The organism is candidate division KSB1 bacterium (assembly GCA_034506255.1).
Classification (GTDB): Bacteria; Zhuqueibacterota; Zhuqueibacteria; order Zhuqueibacterales; family Zhuqueibacteraceae; genus Coneutiohabitans; species Coneutiohabitans thermophilus.
In genome coordinates this window covers 217,025-233,547 of the sequence record JAPDPX010000001.1, presented here as the reverse complement: position 1 = coordinate 233,547, position 16,523 = coordinate 217,025, and the positions used below count along the sequence as shown (strand labels likewise).

At 60.9% G+C, this 16,523-nt stretch carries 14 protein-coding genes; all 14 read right to left on the bottom strand.

Going from position 1 to position 16,523, the window contains the following annotated elements; all coding sequences use genetic code 11:
• Window positions 1–189, bottom strand: coding sequence for a hypothetical protein (locus tag ONB52_00885; GenBank protein MDZ7414694.1), 189 nt, complete (start codon window positions 187–189; stop codon window positions 1–3).
• 265 nt (window positions 190–454) lie between these two features.
• On the bottom strand, window positions 455–1,516 hold the full coding sequence (locus ONB52_00880; GenBank protein MDZ7414693.1) for a 3-methyl-2-oxobutanoate dehydrogenase subunit VorB: 1,062 nt from the start codon (window positions 1,514–1,516) through the stop codon (window positions 455–457).
• A gap of 80 nt (window positions 1,517–1,596) precedes the next feature.
• Window positions 1,597–1,860: a 4Fe-4S binding protein gene (locus ONB52_00875; protein ID MDZ7414692.1), complete on the bottom strand. Its 264-nt coding sequence runs from the start codon at window positions 1,858–1,860 to the stop codon at window positions 1,597–1,599.
• A gap of 441 nt (window positions 1,861–2,301) precedes the next feature.
• Window positions 2,302–5,049 (bottom strand): bifunctional acetate--CoA ligase family protein/GNAT family N-acetyltransferase, encoded by a 2,748-nt coding sequence (locus ONB52_00870; GenBank protein MDZ7414691.1) that lies wholly within the window; start codon window positions 5,047–5,049, stop codon window positions 2,302–2,304.
• Window positions 5,050–5,109: 60 nt separating this feature from the next.
• Window positions 5,110–5,634 (bottom strand): hydrogenase maturation protease, encoded by a 525-nt coding sequence (locus ONB52_00865; protein ID MDZ7414690.1) that lies wholly within the window; start codon window positions 5,632–5,634, stop codon window positions 5,110–5,112.
• Between the two features lie 363 nt (window positions 5,635–5,997).
• Window positions 5,998–7,287, bottom strand: coding sequence for a Ni/Fe hydrogenase subunit alpha (locus ONB52_00860; protein ID MDZ7414689.1), 1,290 nt, complete (start codon window positions 7,285–7,287; stop codon window positions 5,998–6,000).
• Between the two features lie 269 nt (window positions 7,288–7,556).
• The gene (locus tag ONB52_00855) at window positions 7,557–8,381 is read right to left on the bottom strand and encodes an oxidoreductase (GenBank protein MDZ7414688.1); all 825 of its coding nucleotides are present in this window, start codon (window positions 8,379–8,381) and stop codon (window positions 7,557–7,559) included.
• Between the two features lies 1 nt (window position 8,382).
• Window positions 8,383–9,222: an FAD/NAD(P)-binding protein gene (locus ONB52_00850; GenBank protein ID MDZ7414687.1), complete on the bottom strand. Its 840-nt coding sequence runs from the start codon at window positions 9,220–9,222 to the stop codon at window positions 8,383–8,385.
• 107 nt (window positions 9,223–9,329) lie between these two features.
• Window positions 9,330–9,785: a cyclic nucleotide-binding domain-containing protein gene (locus tag ONB52_00845; GenBank protein ID MDZ7414686.1), complete on the bottom strand. Its 456-nt coding sequence runs from the start codon at window positions 9,783–9,785 to the stop codon at window positions 9,330–9,332.
• Window positions 9,786–9,889: 104 nt separating this feature from the next.
• Entirely contained in the window at window positions 9,890–10,999 is a 1,110-nt protein-coding gene (locus ONB52_00840; protein ID MDZ7414685.1) for a 4Fe-4S dicluster domain-containing protein, read from the bottom strand.
• A gap of 98 nt (window positions 11,000–11,097) precedes the next feature.
• A complete protein-coding gene (locus ONB52_00835; GenBank protein ID MDZ7414684.1) occupies window positions 11,098–11,646 on the bottom strand; it encodes a hypothetical protein in 549 nt (182 codons plus the stop codon).
• A 35-nt stretch (window positions 11,647–11,681) separates the two neighbouring features.
• Window positions 11,682–13,016 (bottom strand): universal stress protein, encoded by a 1,335-nt coding sequence (locus ONB52_00830; protein MDZ7414683.1) that lies wholly within the window; start codon window positions 13,014–13,016, stop codon window positions 11,682–11,684.
• Between the two features lie 630 nt (window positions 13,017–13,646).
• On the bottom strand, window positions 13,647–15,002 hold the full coding sequence (locus ONB52_00825) for a sigma-54 dependent transcriptional regulator (GenBank protein ID MDZ7414682.1): 1,356 nt from the start codon (window positions 15,000–15,002) through the stop codon (window positions 13,647–13,649).
• A gap of 10 nt (window positions 15,003–15,012) precedes the next feature.
• Window positions 15,013–16,491: a PAS domain S-box protein gene (locus ONB52_00820; protein ID MDZ7414681.1), complete on the bottom strand. Its 1,479-nt coding sequence runs from the start codon at window positions 16,489–16,491 to the stop codon at window positions 15,013–15,015.
• Window positions 16,492–16,523 lie beyond the last annotated feature (32 nt).

Sequence of the window (16,523 nt, the reverse complement as noted above, 5' to 3'; positions counted from 1 at the left end):
TCACTCCTGGAATTCCACCGGCTCCGGCTGGGTCGGCAACCCACTCTGCACCATCCGCCAGCAACGGACGCAGTACATCTTCTCTGTCGCTTTGTCGAAAAGCAGATCGTGGGCGGCACCGCAGCGCACACAGTGGAAATCCAGTTCCCATTCATAACCGGGCTGCAATTCCTTGTCTTCGGTAATCATGGTACTTCCTCACGAAAAGAGAGCATCCCCACATGACTTTGAGCTGGTACTGCACAAGCTTGCCCTGTTTTACCCTTCCTGTCCGCAAACCTGACGAGGAGCATCTGATGGTTCGACATTCTTTTCAGGCACCAGCCGGGCTTGCCGGGCATTGCAGGACATGCTCCATCATTCAAATCACCCCGGCCTCGAAACAGATGCTCCTCGCCTTTTTATTTTGCCTGCGAAAAGGTGGTTGCCGTCATGCGCACAATCACGGGCCGCTTCAAGCGTCACCCACATCCAACTCTTTCCAAAAGCGCTCGATCTGTTGCAGCAGCTCTTCGGCCGTCGGCACCATGCCGCCGGAACGACCGTAGAACTGCACCGGCACCCAGCCATTTACCGCCAGGCGGACATCCTCCACCATTTGGCCCATGCTCAGTTCACACACCAGAAAGCCGTAAGTGTGATCGGTCAACTCCTCGATCTTGTTTTTGGGAAAGGGCCAGAGCGTGATCGGTCGCAGCAAGCCGACCGGGATGCCGCGGCGGCGCGCCATGTCCACCGCCGTGCGCAGCAGTCGCGCCACGATGCCATAGCCCACGGTCACGATCTCGGCGTTCTCCAGGCGGTAGGCCTCATAGCGCTGCTCTTCCCGGGCAACGATCTCATACTTTTCATAGAGGTGACGCACATGGGCTTCCAATTCTTCCGGCACCAGCTCGATGGAGGTGATGAGATTGTCGCGCGTCGCGGCGGTGCCCGCCACCGCCCAGGGTTTGGGCGGCAACTGCGTGACGGCGGGAGGAAAATTCACCGGTTCCATCATCTGGCCAATAAAACCGTCCGCCAGCACGACCACGGGATTGCGATAGCGATCCGCCAGCTCGAACGCCAGGATGGTGAGATCACACATTTCCTGCGCACTGTTGGGCGCCAGCACGATGACGTGATAATTGCCGTGCCCTCCGCCTTTGACAACCTGAAAATAGTCCCCCTGTTCGGGTGCGATGTTGCCCAAGCCCGGACCGCCGCGCATGATGTCCACGATAACCACGGGCAGCTCGGCACCCGCTGCATAGGAGATGCCCTCCTGCATCAGCGAGATGCCGGGACTGGAGGAGGCGGTCATGGCGCGCACGCCGGTGGCGGCGGCGCCAAACAGCATGTTGATTGAAGCCACCTCACTCTCGGCCTGCAAAAAGACCCCGCCGGCTTTGGGAAAGTAGAGCGCGGCGCTTTCCGCGATCTCGCTCGCCGGCGTGATGGGGTAGCCAAAGTAGGCGCGGCACCCGGCGAGCAACGCCGCTTTGACCACCGCCTCATTGCCTTTGATGAGTTGCATATGCGACCCTGATTTCACGATTCCGGTTTTTGCCTGCTGCTGCGAAGAGTAACTGTGTGCCTCTGGAGTGGTGCGGCTCATTATTCGGCAACCGGGGCTTTGGCACTCACCCGTTTATAAACGGTAATGGCACCCGGCTCCGGACAGACATAGAAGCAGACGCCGCAACCAGTGCATTCCACGCCGAGGTATTCCGCCGGATGATAGCCCATGCGATTCAGGGCCTCGGAAATCTTCAACACGGAGGGCGGGCAGACCTCCACGCATAAGCCGCAGCCCTTGCATTCCTCCGCATTGATGACAACCATGCCACGCGCGTGACCTTCTTTGCGAATCTCTGCCATGGTGAACTCTTTTTGTTTGATGGTTGATGTGCCGTCCCCTCCTGCGGATTTCACAGAAGCCACGCCGCCATTTGCTTTCTTTCAAACGCCATGCCGAAAAAACATGGTGTGTGCCTGCCGCGCTGCAAGCCTTAACTGATTTGATTTGTGAGAGATGCTTTGCCGGGCTGAGGCACGATATGGTCAGGCCGTCGACCGGGATTCCCAACCCTGCAAAAGCCTGTTGTTGCCATTCTCACAATTGGGAATTGCTTCTTGATAATTCAAAAGTTGGCATCTGCGTGTCACTGCCGGAGGGAGATTGCAAGACTTGAGAAGTGAAGAGAAAGTTAGAGGCTTTTCATGCCCACGGCCAGGCCGTGGCAGACCGTTACAGGTTCATGGCGAAGCAGTTGCGGGGCATCTTTTCGAGTGTTCGCGATTGGGAGCGGACGCGCATTCTCATTTCTCCACCGGCAGGTCGATCCAGGTCTTGACCACGTGCTCCTCATGATCAAACCGCAGTTGCATGCCGAGTTTTCTGCAAACGCGCTGCATGTCATCGTTATCCGGCAGAATGTCGGCGGAGACACGGCGGATCTTTTCCGCGGCCGCAATCTGCAGCAGCCGGCGCAACAATTCGGTGCCCAGGCCCTGGCCTTGATATGCATCACTCACCAGCACGGCAAACTCCGCCTCGTTGACGCGGCGGGACCGGCTCAGCCGCCCCACGGCAATGATTTCGCGGCCCTCGCCGTCATCGCTGCGGCGTTCGACCACCAGCGCCATCTCGCGATCATAATCAATGAAACAGATGCGGGTCAGGCGTTCATGCGCGATGCGCTGCGTCAGCGTGATCAAATGGAAATAGCGCAAATAAACCGTGCGCGCGGAGAGCTGCTGGTGAAAAGCCACCATCAGCGGCTCGTCCTCCGGCCGAATCGGCCGGATCAGCACCGGCGTGCCGTTCTTCAAGTGCCAGGAGCTCTGGTATTGCCGCGGATAGGGCCGAATGGCCGGCCTGGGCAATTGCTCCGGCGGCAGCGTGGCCTCATGCAAAATCACCTTTGCGTCCAGCGCCAGCAACCGCTCCCCGGAAACAAACAGCGGATTGATTTCGATCTCCCGAATCTCGGGACGCTCCACCACCAGCCAGCTCAGGCGCACCAGCAGTTGCGTCAGGGACTCCAGATCGAGCTTGTGCTGCGTCGCGGCTTGTTGCAGCGCCGGGAAGATGCGTGTGCGTTCCATCATGCGGCGCGCCAGCGTGGTGGTGAGCGGCGGCAAAGCCAGGCTGTAATCCTGCAGTGCCTCCGCCAGCAAACCACCGGCACCGAACAGCAGAACCGGGCCGAATTGCGGATCAATCGTGCTGCCCAGGATCAATTCAATGCCGGGCGGCGGGATCATCGGCTGCACGGTGACGCCCTGAAAATCGCCGCCGCCGGCTTGCCGCGCAGCGGCAATCTCGCGAAATGCCCGGCGCACGGCCGCGGCATCGTGCAACATCAGCCGCACGCCGCCGCTGGCGGTTTTGTGTGTCACGGTCGCAGAAAGCAGCTTGAGCACCACCGGGTAACCGAGCTGTTCCGCCAGGCGGACGGCGTCCTGCTCGCTGGTCGCGGCATAGGTGCTCACCACCGGCACGCCATAGGCAGCCAGCAGGTTTTTGGCTTCCACCTCGTTGAACCAAGCCCGGCCGGCTTGCCGCACGGTCTGGATGATTGTCGCGGCTTGCTCCCGTTGGATGGCGCCGTCATCGGCATGCGCCGGCAGCATGGGCGTTTCATACAAGCCGCGCAGGTTCTCGGTGTATTGCCACATGTAGGCAAACATGCGGGCGGCCGTGTCGGGAAAGGGGAAGACTGGAATGCCGGCGCGATCGAGAATCGCCTCCCCTTCAGCCACCCCGGCGCCGCCCATCCAGCTTGCGAGAAGCGGTACGCCAAAGGCTGCCGCCTTGTCTTTGATGAGTTCTGCGGTGGCCGTGGGATCCGCGGTGGCTTGTGGCGTCAAAACAACCAACAGACCTTCGCTGTTGGCATCCTTCGCCGCCAGCGCCAGGGCTTGCGCATAGCGCGCCGCGTCGGCATCACTCAAAATGTCGATGGGGTTGCCATGACTCCAGTGCGCCGGCAGCAGGTGATCGAGCCGGTCGAGGGTATCCGGCGAGAGCGACGCGAGCCGGCCGCCGCTGGCGAGCAGGGCATCGGCTGCGAGCACGCCCGGGCCGCCGGCGTTGGTGAGAATGGTCAGCCGCGGTCCGCGCGGCCGCGGCTGTTTGTCCAGCACCTCTGCCATGTAGAACAGCTCGGCAATGGTGTTGACGCGCAGCACGCCACACCGTCGAAAAGCGGCTTCCACCACGCGATCACTGCCCGCCAAACTGCCGGTGTGCGAGGCGGCAGCCTGCGCGGCCGCAGTGGTGTGGCCGGCCTTGAGCACGATGATCGGCTTGCGGAAAGCCACTTCGCGTGCGGCCGACAAGAAGGCGCGCGCGTCATCAATGGTCTCCATGTAAATGATGATGCTCTTGGTGCGCGGATCATCGCCGAGGTAATCGATCAAATCGCCCCAGCCGATGTCCAACATGTTGCCCACCGAGATGAAGGCGCTGAGGCCGGCATTGGCCTTCAGGCTCCAATCCAGAATGGCGGCGCCCAGTGCGCCACTTTGGCTGAGCAAGGCGACATGGCCGGACTGTGCCATGGCGCGTGCAAAGGTCGCATTGAGCCCGAGATGCGGCAGCATCACCCCAAACGAATTGGGGCCGAGAATGCGCAACCGGCCGCCGGCCTGTGCGAGCACGCGCTGTTCCAAAGCGGCGCCGGCCGCCCCGCGTTCGCGAAAGCCGGCCGCCAAAATGATGGCAGCGGCCGCGCCAGCGGCGGCACATTCCGCGATCACATCCGGCACGGTTTCCGCCGGCGTGGCCAGGATGGCGAGATCAACCGGACTCGGGAGGTCAGTCACGTGGGGATGGGCCGGCACCCCCAGCACGGTTTTGCGATGGCGATTGACGGGAAAGAGGGCGCCGCCAAATTTGCCGCCCAGCAGATTCGACATCACCGCGCGGCCCACGCTGCCGGGCCGTTCGGTGGCACCGATCACGGCGATGGATTTGGGCTGGAAAATTGCCTCAAGCGACTGGCGTTGATGGCGCAAAAAGTCGTGCGTGGTGTTGCGACCGGCCTCAGTCGGATGGTTCATGGCACAAGGCTCGTCTCACGGGATAATGATCTGCGCACCGGCCCAAGGTAAGGTCTGCGATCAAAAAGTCAATGGCTGCAGCGCGGGAATTTCCGGCTGGTGCGCCGGCGCAAACAGGTGCAGATCACGCATGACTTGCGCCAGCACCCCGGGCATTGCCTGCGCCACGGCCGCGGAGAGCGGTGCGCCGGGAGTGAAATTCACACCTTCGATGCCATAGACAATCAAATGGCGCGGCAGGCGATGCAAGGCGCGCCCGAGTTCGATGGCGCCGGCCAGGCTGAAGGCGTGGGTGGAATAGTGAAACAACTGTGCGGGGATGGCCTGCAGCGCGGCGTCGCAGCGAAAGATCGTGCCGGCCGGCGCGCCGGATTGCACGGCATCGAGGACGATCACCAGCTCCGCCCCCTGCCAGGCTTCGAGCAGAGCGGTGCCGTCGCCATTGTGCTCGACAACCGCAACATGTGGCGGTGCCTGTGGCGCCAGCAGCCGGCAGAGCAGAATACCCACGGCATCATCGCCGCGGTACTCATTGCCCACACCAAGCACCAAAGCACGCTGACAGGTTGGGGATTCGTGTGCCATCTCTGTCACCCTGCCTCATGGGGAGGCAACCGGTTTGCGGAGATTGCGAGACCTGGCAAAGTGAGATGCGGGTTTGCCGGGTGAAACCGGCCTTTCCTGTCACCAAGATGGCGGTGAAAGGCGTGCACCGCGTTTTTGCAAAAAGTCATTCGCCTTGCACATCATTCTGTTGACCGGGAAAGTTGAAATGAAAAAACGTTCGATCACTCGACATGACAACCTGCGCATCCCGTTCGATCGGACGAATTCTCCCGGCGCGTGGCATACCGACCACCGCAATTGCCCTCGCAGATGGAAAGGCGGCTTGCCGTGTGACCGGGGCGGCGAGGGTGCAGGAGGGCCAATCGTGACCCGGCCGGAGAGCTACTCGCGCACCACCTGCAATTTCAGGAAATGCGTGGCACACGAAATACACGGGTCGTAATTGCGAATGGCCTGTTCACACTGCCAGGTCAGTTGCTCATGGGGCAGGTCCAGGCGGCCTGCCACAAAGTGCCGCAGGTCGCTTTCCATCGTCTTTTGATTTTGCGAGGTCGGCGGCACGATCCTGGCGTCGTGAATCATGCCATGATCGTCGAGACGGTAGCGATGATACAGAATGCCACGCGGCGCTTCGGTGCAGCCGTAGCCGATGCCGGCGCGGGCATGCACACTGACCGCGGGCTTTTGCGGCTTTTCATACGCGGCGATCAGGCGCAGGGCTTCTTCGCAGGCATAGAGGGTTTCCACACTGCGCACAATGATGCTCTTGAAGGGGTTGCGGCATTCGCGTCCCAAACCGGCATTCAATGCGGCTTCCTGGGCGAGCGGGGTGAGACGGTCAAAATTGAGATTGTAACGCGCCAGCGGCCCGACGAAATAGGCGCCGCGCGCGCGCAGCAGGGAATGCAGCGCATGGGAATGCTGCATGTGTTCTTCGACAAAATGGTTCTCGTAGTCGCGCACGGCGATGTCCAGGCCTTTGTTGGATACCAGCCGGCCCTCGTTAAACGGGTATTCCTCGGGATGGCGCAGCGCCACGAACTCATAGTCCTGCTCGAAGTCGGGATAGTCCAGCGTCGCGGTCCATTGCACCGTGGCGAGCGCGGCCGCACGCGCCCACTTCAGTTTCTCGGCCAGCTTTTCCAATTCTGCGCGCTCCGGGGCCTTGTAGAAGCCGCCAACGCGCACATTGATGGGATGAATCTCGCGGCCGCCAAGCAGGGTGACGAGATCATTGCCGATTTTTTTCAACTGCAGGCCACGCTGCACCACTTCGGGATGATCTTGCGCCATCGTAATGGCGTCCTGGTAGCCGAGAAAATCCGGGGCATGCAGCAGGTAGATGTGCAACGCATGGCTTTCGATCCATTCCCCGCAATACAGCAGGCGGCGCAAGGCGCGCAGGCCGCCATTCACCTGCACACCGAAGGCGTCTTCCATCGCGTGCACCGAGCTCATCTGATAGGCAATCGGACAAATACCGCAAATGCGCGCGGTGATGTCCGGCGCCTCGGAATAATGCCGGCCGCGGAGAAAGGCCTCAAAGAAGCGCGGCGGCTCGAAGATTTTCAGCTTGACTTCGGAGACGGCGTTGTCCTTGATCTTCACCAACAGCGCGCCTTCGCCTTCCACCCGTGCAAGATAGTCGACTTTGATCGTTTTCGTCGCCATGGTCGTTTCACTCTTTTCGCAACGCGGACGGCCGGTCAGCAACCCGAGCGGGCGGGATGCCGCAAGATAACCAGCCTGCCAAAATTGTTCCCGCCCCGTCTGAGCCGGGCTTTCCAAAAGCACACGGCTCGTGAAAAGGCCGGGGTATTTGAGGCAACGGCCAAGCCGTTGCAAGAGCATTTTTTCAAAGTTCACGTTTCGGACGGACATCAACCATGCCGGCAGGAGGCCTGCGCCGCGGCTCTTTTCTCGCGCAGCCGCGGCGGTTTTCACGCGCCGGGCAGCCGGCCCTCACGGGCCTCGCTCTCTTTGCGGAAAGCCTCGGCATAGGCATTGAATCCGCGAAACGCACGCACCAGCCCGGTTTGCGAAACACCCAACTGGGCCCAGCGCGCGCTCAACGACTCGGTGTTCGGCGTTTCCTTGGGCCCGAAGCAGGCATAACAGCCGCGATCGTATGCCGGGCAGAGAGCGCCGCAACCCGCCTGGGTGACCGGCCCCAGACAGGGAACGCCCTGCGCCACCATCACACAAACCGTGGCGCGCTGCTTGCATTCCAGACACACGCTGTAGCGCGGCACATTGGGCTTGCGGTGATTGAGAAAGGCACTGATCACCTCCACCAGTTGCCTCTTGTTGACCGGGCAGCCGCGCAATTCAAAATCGACGAACACATGATCGGCAATGGGGGTGGATTTGTTGAGTGTCGCGATGTAACTCGGCGTGGCATAGACCACCGCAATGAATTCGCGCACCTCCTTGAAATTGCGCAGCGCCTGAATGCCGCCGGCGGTGGCGCACGCGCCAATGGTGACGAGATATTTCGAGACGCGGCGGACTTGATGGATGCGTTCCGCGTCATGCGGCGTGGTGATCGAGCCCTCCACCAGCGACAGATCATAGGGCCCCTTCACCACCGCGCGCGAGGCTTCCGGGAAATTGGCAATTTCGACTGCGCCGGCCACCGCCAGCAACTCCTCCTCGCAATCCAGCAGGCTCAACTGGCAACCGTCACAGGAGGAGAATTTCCACACCGCGAGTTTCGGCTTGCGCGGGGCGCCGGAGGCAGGTTTCCTGTTGTTTGCATCCGCCATTTCAGATCTCCCACCTGGTCATCAACTCCTTCACCTCGGTGTAGGGGAAAACGGGGCCGTCCTTGCAGACGAAGGCCGGGCCAAACTGACAGTGGCCGCACCAGCCGATGCCGCATTTCATGTTGCGCTCCATCGAGACGAAGATCTGCCGGGAGAGCACGCCGCGCTTCTCCAGCTCGGCAACCGTGAAGCGCATCATCACCTCCGGCCCGCAGACAAAGGCCACGGTGTTGCGCGGGTCAAAAGGCGCCTTGGGAATCAGCTTGGTGACCACGCCAACGTTGCCGCGCCAGGCGCCGGTGGCGCGGTCAACGCTGACATACACTTCCAAATCGAACTGCGCCCGCCATTGTTCAAGCTGGCGGCGGAAGAGGATGTCAGAGGGGGTGCGCGCGCCGTAGAGCAGCACGACTTTGCCGAATTTTTCCCGCTGTGCCAGGATGGCATACATCGCCGGCCGCAGAGGTGCCAGACCAATGCCGCCCGCCACGATCAAAACATCCTGCCCCTCCGCTTTTTCCACCGGCCAGTGCGTGCCGAAGGGACCGCGCACGCCCAGCGCCTGGCCCCGTTTGAGTGCGCGCATGGCATTGGTCACCACGCCAACCGCGCGGGTGGTATGCACCAGCGGCAGGGGCCGGGTCGGATCCCCGCTGATCGAGATCGGGATCTCACCCACGCCGAAAAGATAGAGCATGTTGAATTGCCCGGGCGCAAAAGCCGGATGGTGATGGCCATCGTCGGGTTCGAGCTCGAGCGTGAAGGTATCGGGCGTTTCTTTGCGCACCTGTCGAATCACATAAGGATGCGGCAGCATGGGATGGGAAAGAGTCTCAGCCATAAAATTTCTCACTCGCACACACGACCCTCTCCGGTGCACTCATCCGGGCGGGAAATGAAATCATGACGCCACGCTTCGCCGCGGCAGGCACCGGAGCATCAGCCGCGTCAACTGCCGTAGAGATCCAAAAGCTGCAAGCGCGTGGCCTGCAGGCGCTGTTCGATGAGATGGACAAAACGTTTCAACAATTCATAGCCCAAATCGTGGTCGCTCTCGCATTTGTTGCGCAGGCATTTGCCATCCAGTGCGATGGCGCGGGTGAGCTCGAGCGCGCGCGCGTTGAAATGCCAGTGATAGGGCGGCAGCAGCCACGACCACCCCAGAACTTCGTCATTGCTCAGCGTGTCGATGATAATCGAGCCGCGCTGCGGGGTGACGATTTCCAGCGCCACCTTGCCCTGGCGCACGATGTAAAACTGATTGGCCTCCTCGCCCTCCCGGAAGATGTACTGGCCCGGATCAAAACGCACATTGGAGGCGCAGCCGACCAGCAACTGCAGTTGCGCCGGCGTCATGCCTTTCAAAAAAGGATGCTCCGCGAGAATCGGTTCGAGTGTTTCCATGGTTCTCCCTCAGTATCGTTAATCTCTGCCTGCAGGATGGGTTGCCGGTTACACCCCGGCACCGTTTCGGACTGCGGCGCACGGCCGGGACCCTGCCGGCTCACTCACTTTGCTTCGCTCTCGCGGATTGCCTGCGCCTCGGCGGTGAGATCGATGCCCACCGGGCACCACGTGATGCAGCGGCCGCATCCGACACAGCCAAAGGTGCCGAACTGATCAACCCAGGTGGCCAGTTTGTGCATCAGCCACTGGCGGTAGCGCGCCCTGGCGGAGGGCCGCACACTGCCGCCGTGGATGTAGGAAAAATCCAGCGTGAAGCAGGAATCCCATTTGCGCCAGCGCTCGGCGTGTTCGCCGCGCAAATCGGTCACCTCCTCGATCGTGGTGCAAAAACACGTGGGGCAGACCATGGTGCAGTTGGCACAGGTCAGGCAGCGGTTGGCCACGCTCTCCCAGCGGGGATTTTCGGTGTTGCGATAGAGCAGCTCTTTGAGACCCTCAGTTGCGAGCTGCCGCCCCATTTGCCGGCGGGCGCGCGCCACCTGTTCCTCGGCAAGGCGCCGTTCTTCCTCGCCCGCTTCCTGATGGGGAATTTCATTGAGCACTTCCTCGCCGGCGGCGCTGCCGGTTTCAACAACAAAATAATGGCGCTGCCCGGTGATCACCTCCGTGAGCGCCAGATCGAACCCGGCGGTGGCTTTCGGGCCGGTGTGCAGCGAGGCGCAGAAGCAGGTGGCGCCGGCCTGGCTGCAATTGACCGCCACGAGGAACAACTTCGTGCGCCGCTCCCGGTAATCGGGGTCGACATGGACGCCCTGCAGGAAAACGCGATCCTGAATCGCGAGCGCATGCAGTTCACAGGCGCGCACGCCCAGGACGGCCAGGCGCGGCATGGGGGCCTGCCCGGCTTCAATCACAAAGCTTTCGCCGTCGCGCCGGGCCTGCCATAATTTCAGCACGGACGGGAAGAGAAATTTTTTCAGGGAATGGGGGCCGACATTGTAGCCAAAGAGCGCCCGATCGGCACGCGCTTGCAAGCGGTAGTGGCCGCCCTCCTGTTCATCCGTGAGGCCGGCGGGGAGATCGGCGGCGGTCTGGAGTTTGTCATAGACGATCGCGCCGTCCCGCACCTTCGGGCCCAGGATGTCATCAAAACCGCGGCGCCTTAGGGCGGCAATCAAATGATCAATGCTGCTCGGTTCAATCGTTTTCATACCGTCTCTCGTTCTCAACCATCCACCCGTCCGGCGCCGCTGCCGCCCGGCGGCTGCAGTCAGGGCTGCAGCGCCGGGGCGCAGAAACGGACACAGGGTCATTGCAGCCGCAGGTAGCCGCTTCTGGAGTGGCGCTTGGGATCGCGCAGGAACGCCTTCTTGCAATCCGGGCACTCGAAGTAGTAGGTCTTGTCGCCGTGTTGCGCCCAGAGATTGTTGCGGAAAGCCACCGTGGTATTGAGCGGAGCGCCGCAAATTGGGCACACACCGTCGAGACTTTCGAGATTGACCGGTGTGTTGACCTTGCCATGCAGCGAGGCAATGTACTGGGTCACGGCACTGACTTCTTCCGGCGTCAGCGGAATGGGTGGCATGCGGGAGGAATCTTCCAGGCTTTGCAAATGCCGTTTGACATACAACGTGTCCATCGCCAGCATCAGGGCGGAGAGCTCGCCGCCTTGAAACTCCTCATTGCCGTGTCCAAGGCGGTGGCAATCCCCGCACTCTTCGCGCTGAAAGATTTGTTCGCCCTGCCTGATCTGCTGCACCAGATTTGCCGGCAACGGCGCGGGATCCTGCTTGCAGCCCGCCGCCAACACCAGCCCCACCATCCAACCCAGCGGTAGAGCCAACTTCAGCAACCGCATGACAGACTCCTTTCTCCCAAGAGGTGAAACAGCATTTACTGCACCAGCGATTTCCCGAACGTTTTCACCGTGAACACCGGGCAGGGTGCGTGGCGCACGACTTTTTCAGTGACGCTGCCAAGCAGCAGATGTTTGAAACCGGTCAAACCATGGGTGGCGATCACGATGAGGTCGATGCCCTGCTGGCCGGCAAAGTGCACGATGTCGTGCGCGGCATATCCCTCCAGCAGATGCGTAATCACCGGCACGCCCGTCGCCGTCAACTCTTCGCGGAGCTGTTGCAGCGCCCGTTCCACGCGCGCCTTGCGGTCGGTTGTCATCTCGGGCCCGGCAAGCTCGAGGCCGGTGTAGAAAGGAGGCAGGGCACCGCTCTCGAACACGTGCAGCAAATGAAGGTGCGCACCATAAGAACCGGCAAAGTGCTGCGCGTAACGCAGCGCCTCCCGGGCATGTTCGGAGAAATCCATCGGCACGAGAATTTGACGAATGGCATCCACCGGCCGGGGCTCCCTGCGCTCACGAATGGTGAGCACCGGGCAGGGGGCTTCGCGTACGATTTCCTCGGCGACACTGCCCAGAAAGAGATGGCCCAGGCCGCGGCGGCCGTGGGTGCCCATGACGATGAGATCGATGTCTTGCTCTTCGACATATTGCAAAATCGTGGGGGCAATGGAGATGCCTTGACGCTGCACCGGGATGACCTGCAAATCGTCCACACCCCGCCCGGCGAGCGCCGCTTTCATGCGGTCCGAGGCGATTTGCTCCAGCCGCGCCGTCAACGCCGCCGGATCGGGGAAGTGATGGCCGGGATTGTTCACATCATACTCCAGCGGCACGAGAGCGTGCAACATATGCAATTCGGCGCGATTCTGCCGTGCGAGGTACAGGGCATGATCGAGCGCCTGATCGGCACAGCGCGAAAAATCCGTGGGGAACAAAATCCGTTTAATGGTCAGCATGGTTGCCCTCCTTCCCTTGCTGTTGCCGCCGCGTACACGGCAAGCCAGTGCCCGCTGCGCTGCGGCTAGCAGCGTATTGCGCTTCACCGGCTTGGTGAGATAATCCAAAGCGCCGGCGGCCAGGACAGCGCGGCGGATCATCGCGTCACTGCAGGCGGTGACCACGATCACTTGGGACCCCGGACTCGCCTGGCGAATGTCGTGCAACAAATCGAGTCCAGAACCTTCCGGCAGTTTGAGATCCAGCACAATGACCGGATAGTCGTGTTTGCCAAGCAAAATCCCGGCCTGGCTGCCGGTGGCGGCTGTGTTTACCAGGAAACCTTCTTTTTGGAAGATCTTGGTCAGCGACCGCCGGAACTCACGATCATCGCCGATGATCAAAATGCGTTGCTGTTCGCTGGCTGGCAAGCGGACCTCCTGTGCTCTGTCCTGCCCGCTCAAATCTCAAAAAGCATACCGCTTCTCTTCCACAAACAGAAAAGCCGCTTGTAACGGTACAAACGGCTGTAAAAGAAAGCGATGGAGAATTCGCGCACCAGCGCATTTCACCCTCGATTTAGAGCATGTTTTTCTTAGGGTCAGTAAAATGATTTCGGCGGATTCCCATTTTTGAGAAGAGGCCAGCTCAATAAAATGAAATCAAGCGGGAGAGAAAGGCGGCAGTGACTTCAGGGGGGCAAAGCAGGCCGGGCCGTCAGAATAATCCTTCGGTAACATGAGGCGCAGCGCAGGCGTGTCTGCGCCAAGTCACCACACGCAACTGAAGTGTTACCCGTCAGGACGCCAACGGCCGCCGGCGCGCAAAGCCATACGGGTGTGCCGCCGCGCCGGAGCGCAGCCTCACCATCGTCCAACATTGCTGAGAGCTTGTCCTGCCTGTTGCCGGCGACCTCGCAGCCTGCCGGTCACTTTGCCGCTGGCGGGGTCGGCACAAGCGCCCTTGCTTCGCCATACCCGCAGTCGGGCAAAATTACTGCTCTTTGCCCGGACCACGCCAGCAAAGCAAAGGCGCTTTGCAGACATGACGCGAGCGCCGTGCTATTCCTTGCTGGGAATGCCCAGCTCCGCCATTTTGCGATAGAGCGTGGAAAGGCTCATGCCCAACAGGCTGGCGGCTTTGCTCTTGTCCTGGCCGGCTGCCTGCAGCGCCTTGAAAATGGCATCGCGCTCGAATTTTCGCACCGAGCCTTTCAAGCCGCCCTCGACCTCCTCCAGGCCGGGTTTGGCCAGAAACATCGGGGGAAAGTGGGCGAGCTGCAGCATGTCGCTGTCGCACATGATCATGGCGCGCTCCACCACGTTTTCCAGCTCGCGCACGTTGCCTTTCCACTCATAGGTTTTGAAAGCATTCAACACCGCCTCGTGGGCGCCGCGAATCTGCTTGTTCAATTGGGCATTGTAGACTTTGATGAAGTGATTGACCAGCTCGGGAATGTCTTCCACCCGTTCGCGCAGGGGCGGGATGTTGATGCCGACCACATTCAGGCGGTAATACAAATCCTCGCGGAAGTTGCCCTGCGCCACCTCCGCCGCCAGGTCCTTGTTGGTGGCGGCAATGATGCGCACGTCGATGATTTCCGGCCGCGTGCTGCCCACCGGCAGAATCTCCTTTTGCTCGATGGCACGCAGCAGTTTGACCTGCAGGTTGAGAGGCACACTCGAGATCTCGTCGAGAAAGAGCGTGCCGCCGTCCGCCACCTTGAACAGGCCCTGCTTGTCGCGCATCGCGCCGGTGAAGGCGCCCTTGACATGGCCGAACAGCTCGCTCTCGATCAGGTTTTCCGGAATGGCGGCACTGTTGACCGGAATGAAGCGGTTTTTGGCGCGCGGGCTTTTGCGGTGTATGGCGCGCGCGATCAGCTCCTTGCCGGTGCCGCTTTCCCCGGTGATCAAGACCGTGGAAATCAACGGCGCGACGCGCTCGACCATCTGCATGACCTGCTGAAAGGCCTGGCTCCTGCCGATGATCTCTTCATAATCGCCGCGGCCCAGTTGCGCTTTGAGATACTTGTTCTCCTGCGCCAGATTCTGGCGTTCGATGGCGCGCTCCACGGTGCTCAGGATCACCGCCTTTTTGGGCGGCTTGGTGATGAAATCATAGGCCCCCTCCTTGATCGCCTCCACCGCCGTCTCGATGGTGCCATAGCCGGTGAGCACGATCACCTCGACGTCGGGATACTTCTTCTTCAGGCTCTTGAGCAGGTTCATGCCGTCACCGTCTGGCATGCGCAAATCAGTCAGGACGATGTCGGCGGCGGCGGCGGACATGAGCGCCAGGGCCTCCTCACCGGAGCTGGCACTGCGCGTGACGTAACCCGCCTTGCGCAGCACCCGCTCCAGCGAATCCCGCACGCTTTCCTCGTCATCGACGATGAGAATGGATTTTTCCTGCACGGTGTTGCCCTCACTCGGTTTCGTGCACGGGAAGGATGATGGAAAAAGCCGTGCCCTGGCCGACCTTGCTGGTGCAGAAAATCCGGCCACCATGCTCAGTGATGATTTGCTGCACGATCGCCAGGCCCAGGCCGGTGCCGACCTCCTTGGTGGTAAAAAACGGCTCGAAAATCTTGCCGATCACCTCCGGCGGAATGCCGACCCCAGTATCTTCGATGTGAATGATCACACTTTCGCCCCGTTGTTCCACGCGAATGCGGAGCCGGCCGCCGCGTGGCATGGCCTCCGCCGCGTTGCGAATGAGATTCAATAGCGCCCGCCGCATCTGCACCCGGTCGAACTGCACCTCCCCCACCTCCTCCGGCAAATGCCATTCGACCTCCACCCGCTTCTGCCGCAGCTCATGCCGCAGAAACTCGACGGTCTCTTCGATCAGGCGCACGAGGTTGCCCCGCACCAGCCGCGATTCCGGCAGCCGCGAAAACTGCAAATATTCCTCGGTCAGCGCCGTCATACGGTCGATTTCCGCGATGATCGCGCGCAGCAGCGCACGCGCCTCCTCGACATTCACCGCCTCATAGGCGCTGATTTCATCCTGCAGCATCTCGGCGTTCAGACTGATGGAGGAAAGCGGGTTGCGAATCTCATGCGCCACCTTGGCCGCCATCTTGCCGATGGTCGCCAGGCGCTCGGCTTGCAACACCTGTTTCTCCAGCCGTTTCTGATCGGTGATGTCGATGCCGATTGCCAGCACGCCGGTGACCGCCTGGTGTTCATCACGGATGACGGTGTTGGCCCATGAAATCAGCCGTTCATCCCCCCGCCGCGTCATGATATGGTTCTCATACTGCGAAGGCAGCTCGCCCCGCACCACCGCCTGAAAAACCTCGTTGACCTCCGGACGCAGATGCTCCAGCAAAAAAATCTCAAACCAGTTCCGGCCCAGCACCTCGTAGCGGGAATAGCCGGTAACTTCCTCCGCCTTGCGGTTGAACAGCGTGATTTCGCCGGCCAGGTTGAGGCAGACAATCAGACAGTTGGCGGTTTCAATCAGCGAGGCCGAAAATTCCCGTTCGCGCTGCAGCGCGGTCTCCATCCGCTTTTTCTCGGTGAGATCGATCTCCACTCCCATGTAGCCGATCTTTTCCTCCCCCTGGAAGATCGGGGTGATGGAGAGCAGGATGGGGATCTCATGGCCATCTTTGTGCCGATTGATGATCTCGCCCACCCATTTGCCCCTGCTGTTGATCGACTCCCACATTTGCCGGTAGAAGTCATCGCTGGTGTGGCGCGAGCGCAAAATGCGGGTATTCTGGCCCACCGCCTCCTCGCGCGTCCAGCCGAACAAATTGGTGAAAGCCGGATTCGCCTCGATGATGGTTCCCTGCAAATCTGTGAGAATGATGGCGTCGGTGGAATACTGGAAGGCGTTCAGAAAAAGATGGAACCGGCGTTCGCGGCGCGATTTCTCTTTGGCGATGACCCGCATAAATACTCGGAAATCTGCGAAAAGTGATGACG

Excerpts from the sequence above, each read along its gene's own strand:
- ONB52_00885 (MDZ7414694.1), bottom strand. The coding sequence starts at position 189 with ATGATTACCGAAGACAAGGAATTGCAGCCCGGTTATGAATGGGAACTG.
- ONB52_00880 (MDZ7414693.1), bottom strand. The coding sequence starts at position 1,516 with ATGCAACTCATCAAAGGCAATGAGGCGGTGGTCAAAGCGGCGTTGCTC.
- ONB52_00875 (MDZ7414692.1), bottom strand. The coding sequence starts at position 1,860 with ATGGCAGAGATTCGCAAAGAAGGTCACGCGCGTGGCATGGTTGTCATC.
- ONB52_00870 (MDZ7414691.1), bottom strand. The coding sequence starts at position 5,049 with ATGAACCATCCGACTGAGGCCGGTCGCAACACCACGCACGACTTTTTG.
- ONB52_00865 (MDZ7414690.1), bottom strand. The coding sequence starts at position 5,634 with ATGGCACACGAATCCCCAACCTGTCAGCGTGCTTTGGTGCTTGGTGTG.
- ONB52_00860 (MDZ7414689.1), bottom strand. The coding sequence starts at position 7,287 with ATGGCGACGAAAACGATCAAAGTCGACTATCTTGCACGGGTGGAAGGC.
- ONB52_00855 (MDZ7414688.1), bottom strand. The coding sequence starts at position 8,381 with ATGGCGGATGCAAACAACAGGAAACCTGCCTCCGGCGCCCCGCGCAAG.
- ONB52_00850 (MDZ7414687.1), bottom strand. The coding sequence starts at position 9,222 with ATGGCTGAGACTCTTTCCCATCCCATGCTGCCGCATCCTTATGTGATT.
- ONB52_00845 (MDZ7414686.1), bottom strand. The coding sequence starts at position 9,785 with ATGGAAACACTCGAACCGATTCTCGCGGAGCATCCTTTTTTGAAAGGC.
- ONB52_00840 (MDZ7414685.1), bottom strand. The coding sequence starts at position 10,999 with ATGAAAACGATTGAACCGAGCAGCATTGATCATTTGATTGCCGCCCTA.
- ONB52_00835 (MDZ7414684.1), bottom strand. The coding sequence starts at position 11,646 with ATGCGGTTGCTGAAGTTGGCTCTACCGCTGGGTTGGATGGTGGGGCTG.
- ONB52_00820 (MDZ7414681.1), bottom strand. The coding sequence starts at position 16,491 with ATGCGGGTCATCGCCAAAGAGAAATCGCGCCGCGAACGCCGGTTCCAT.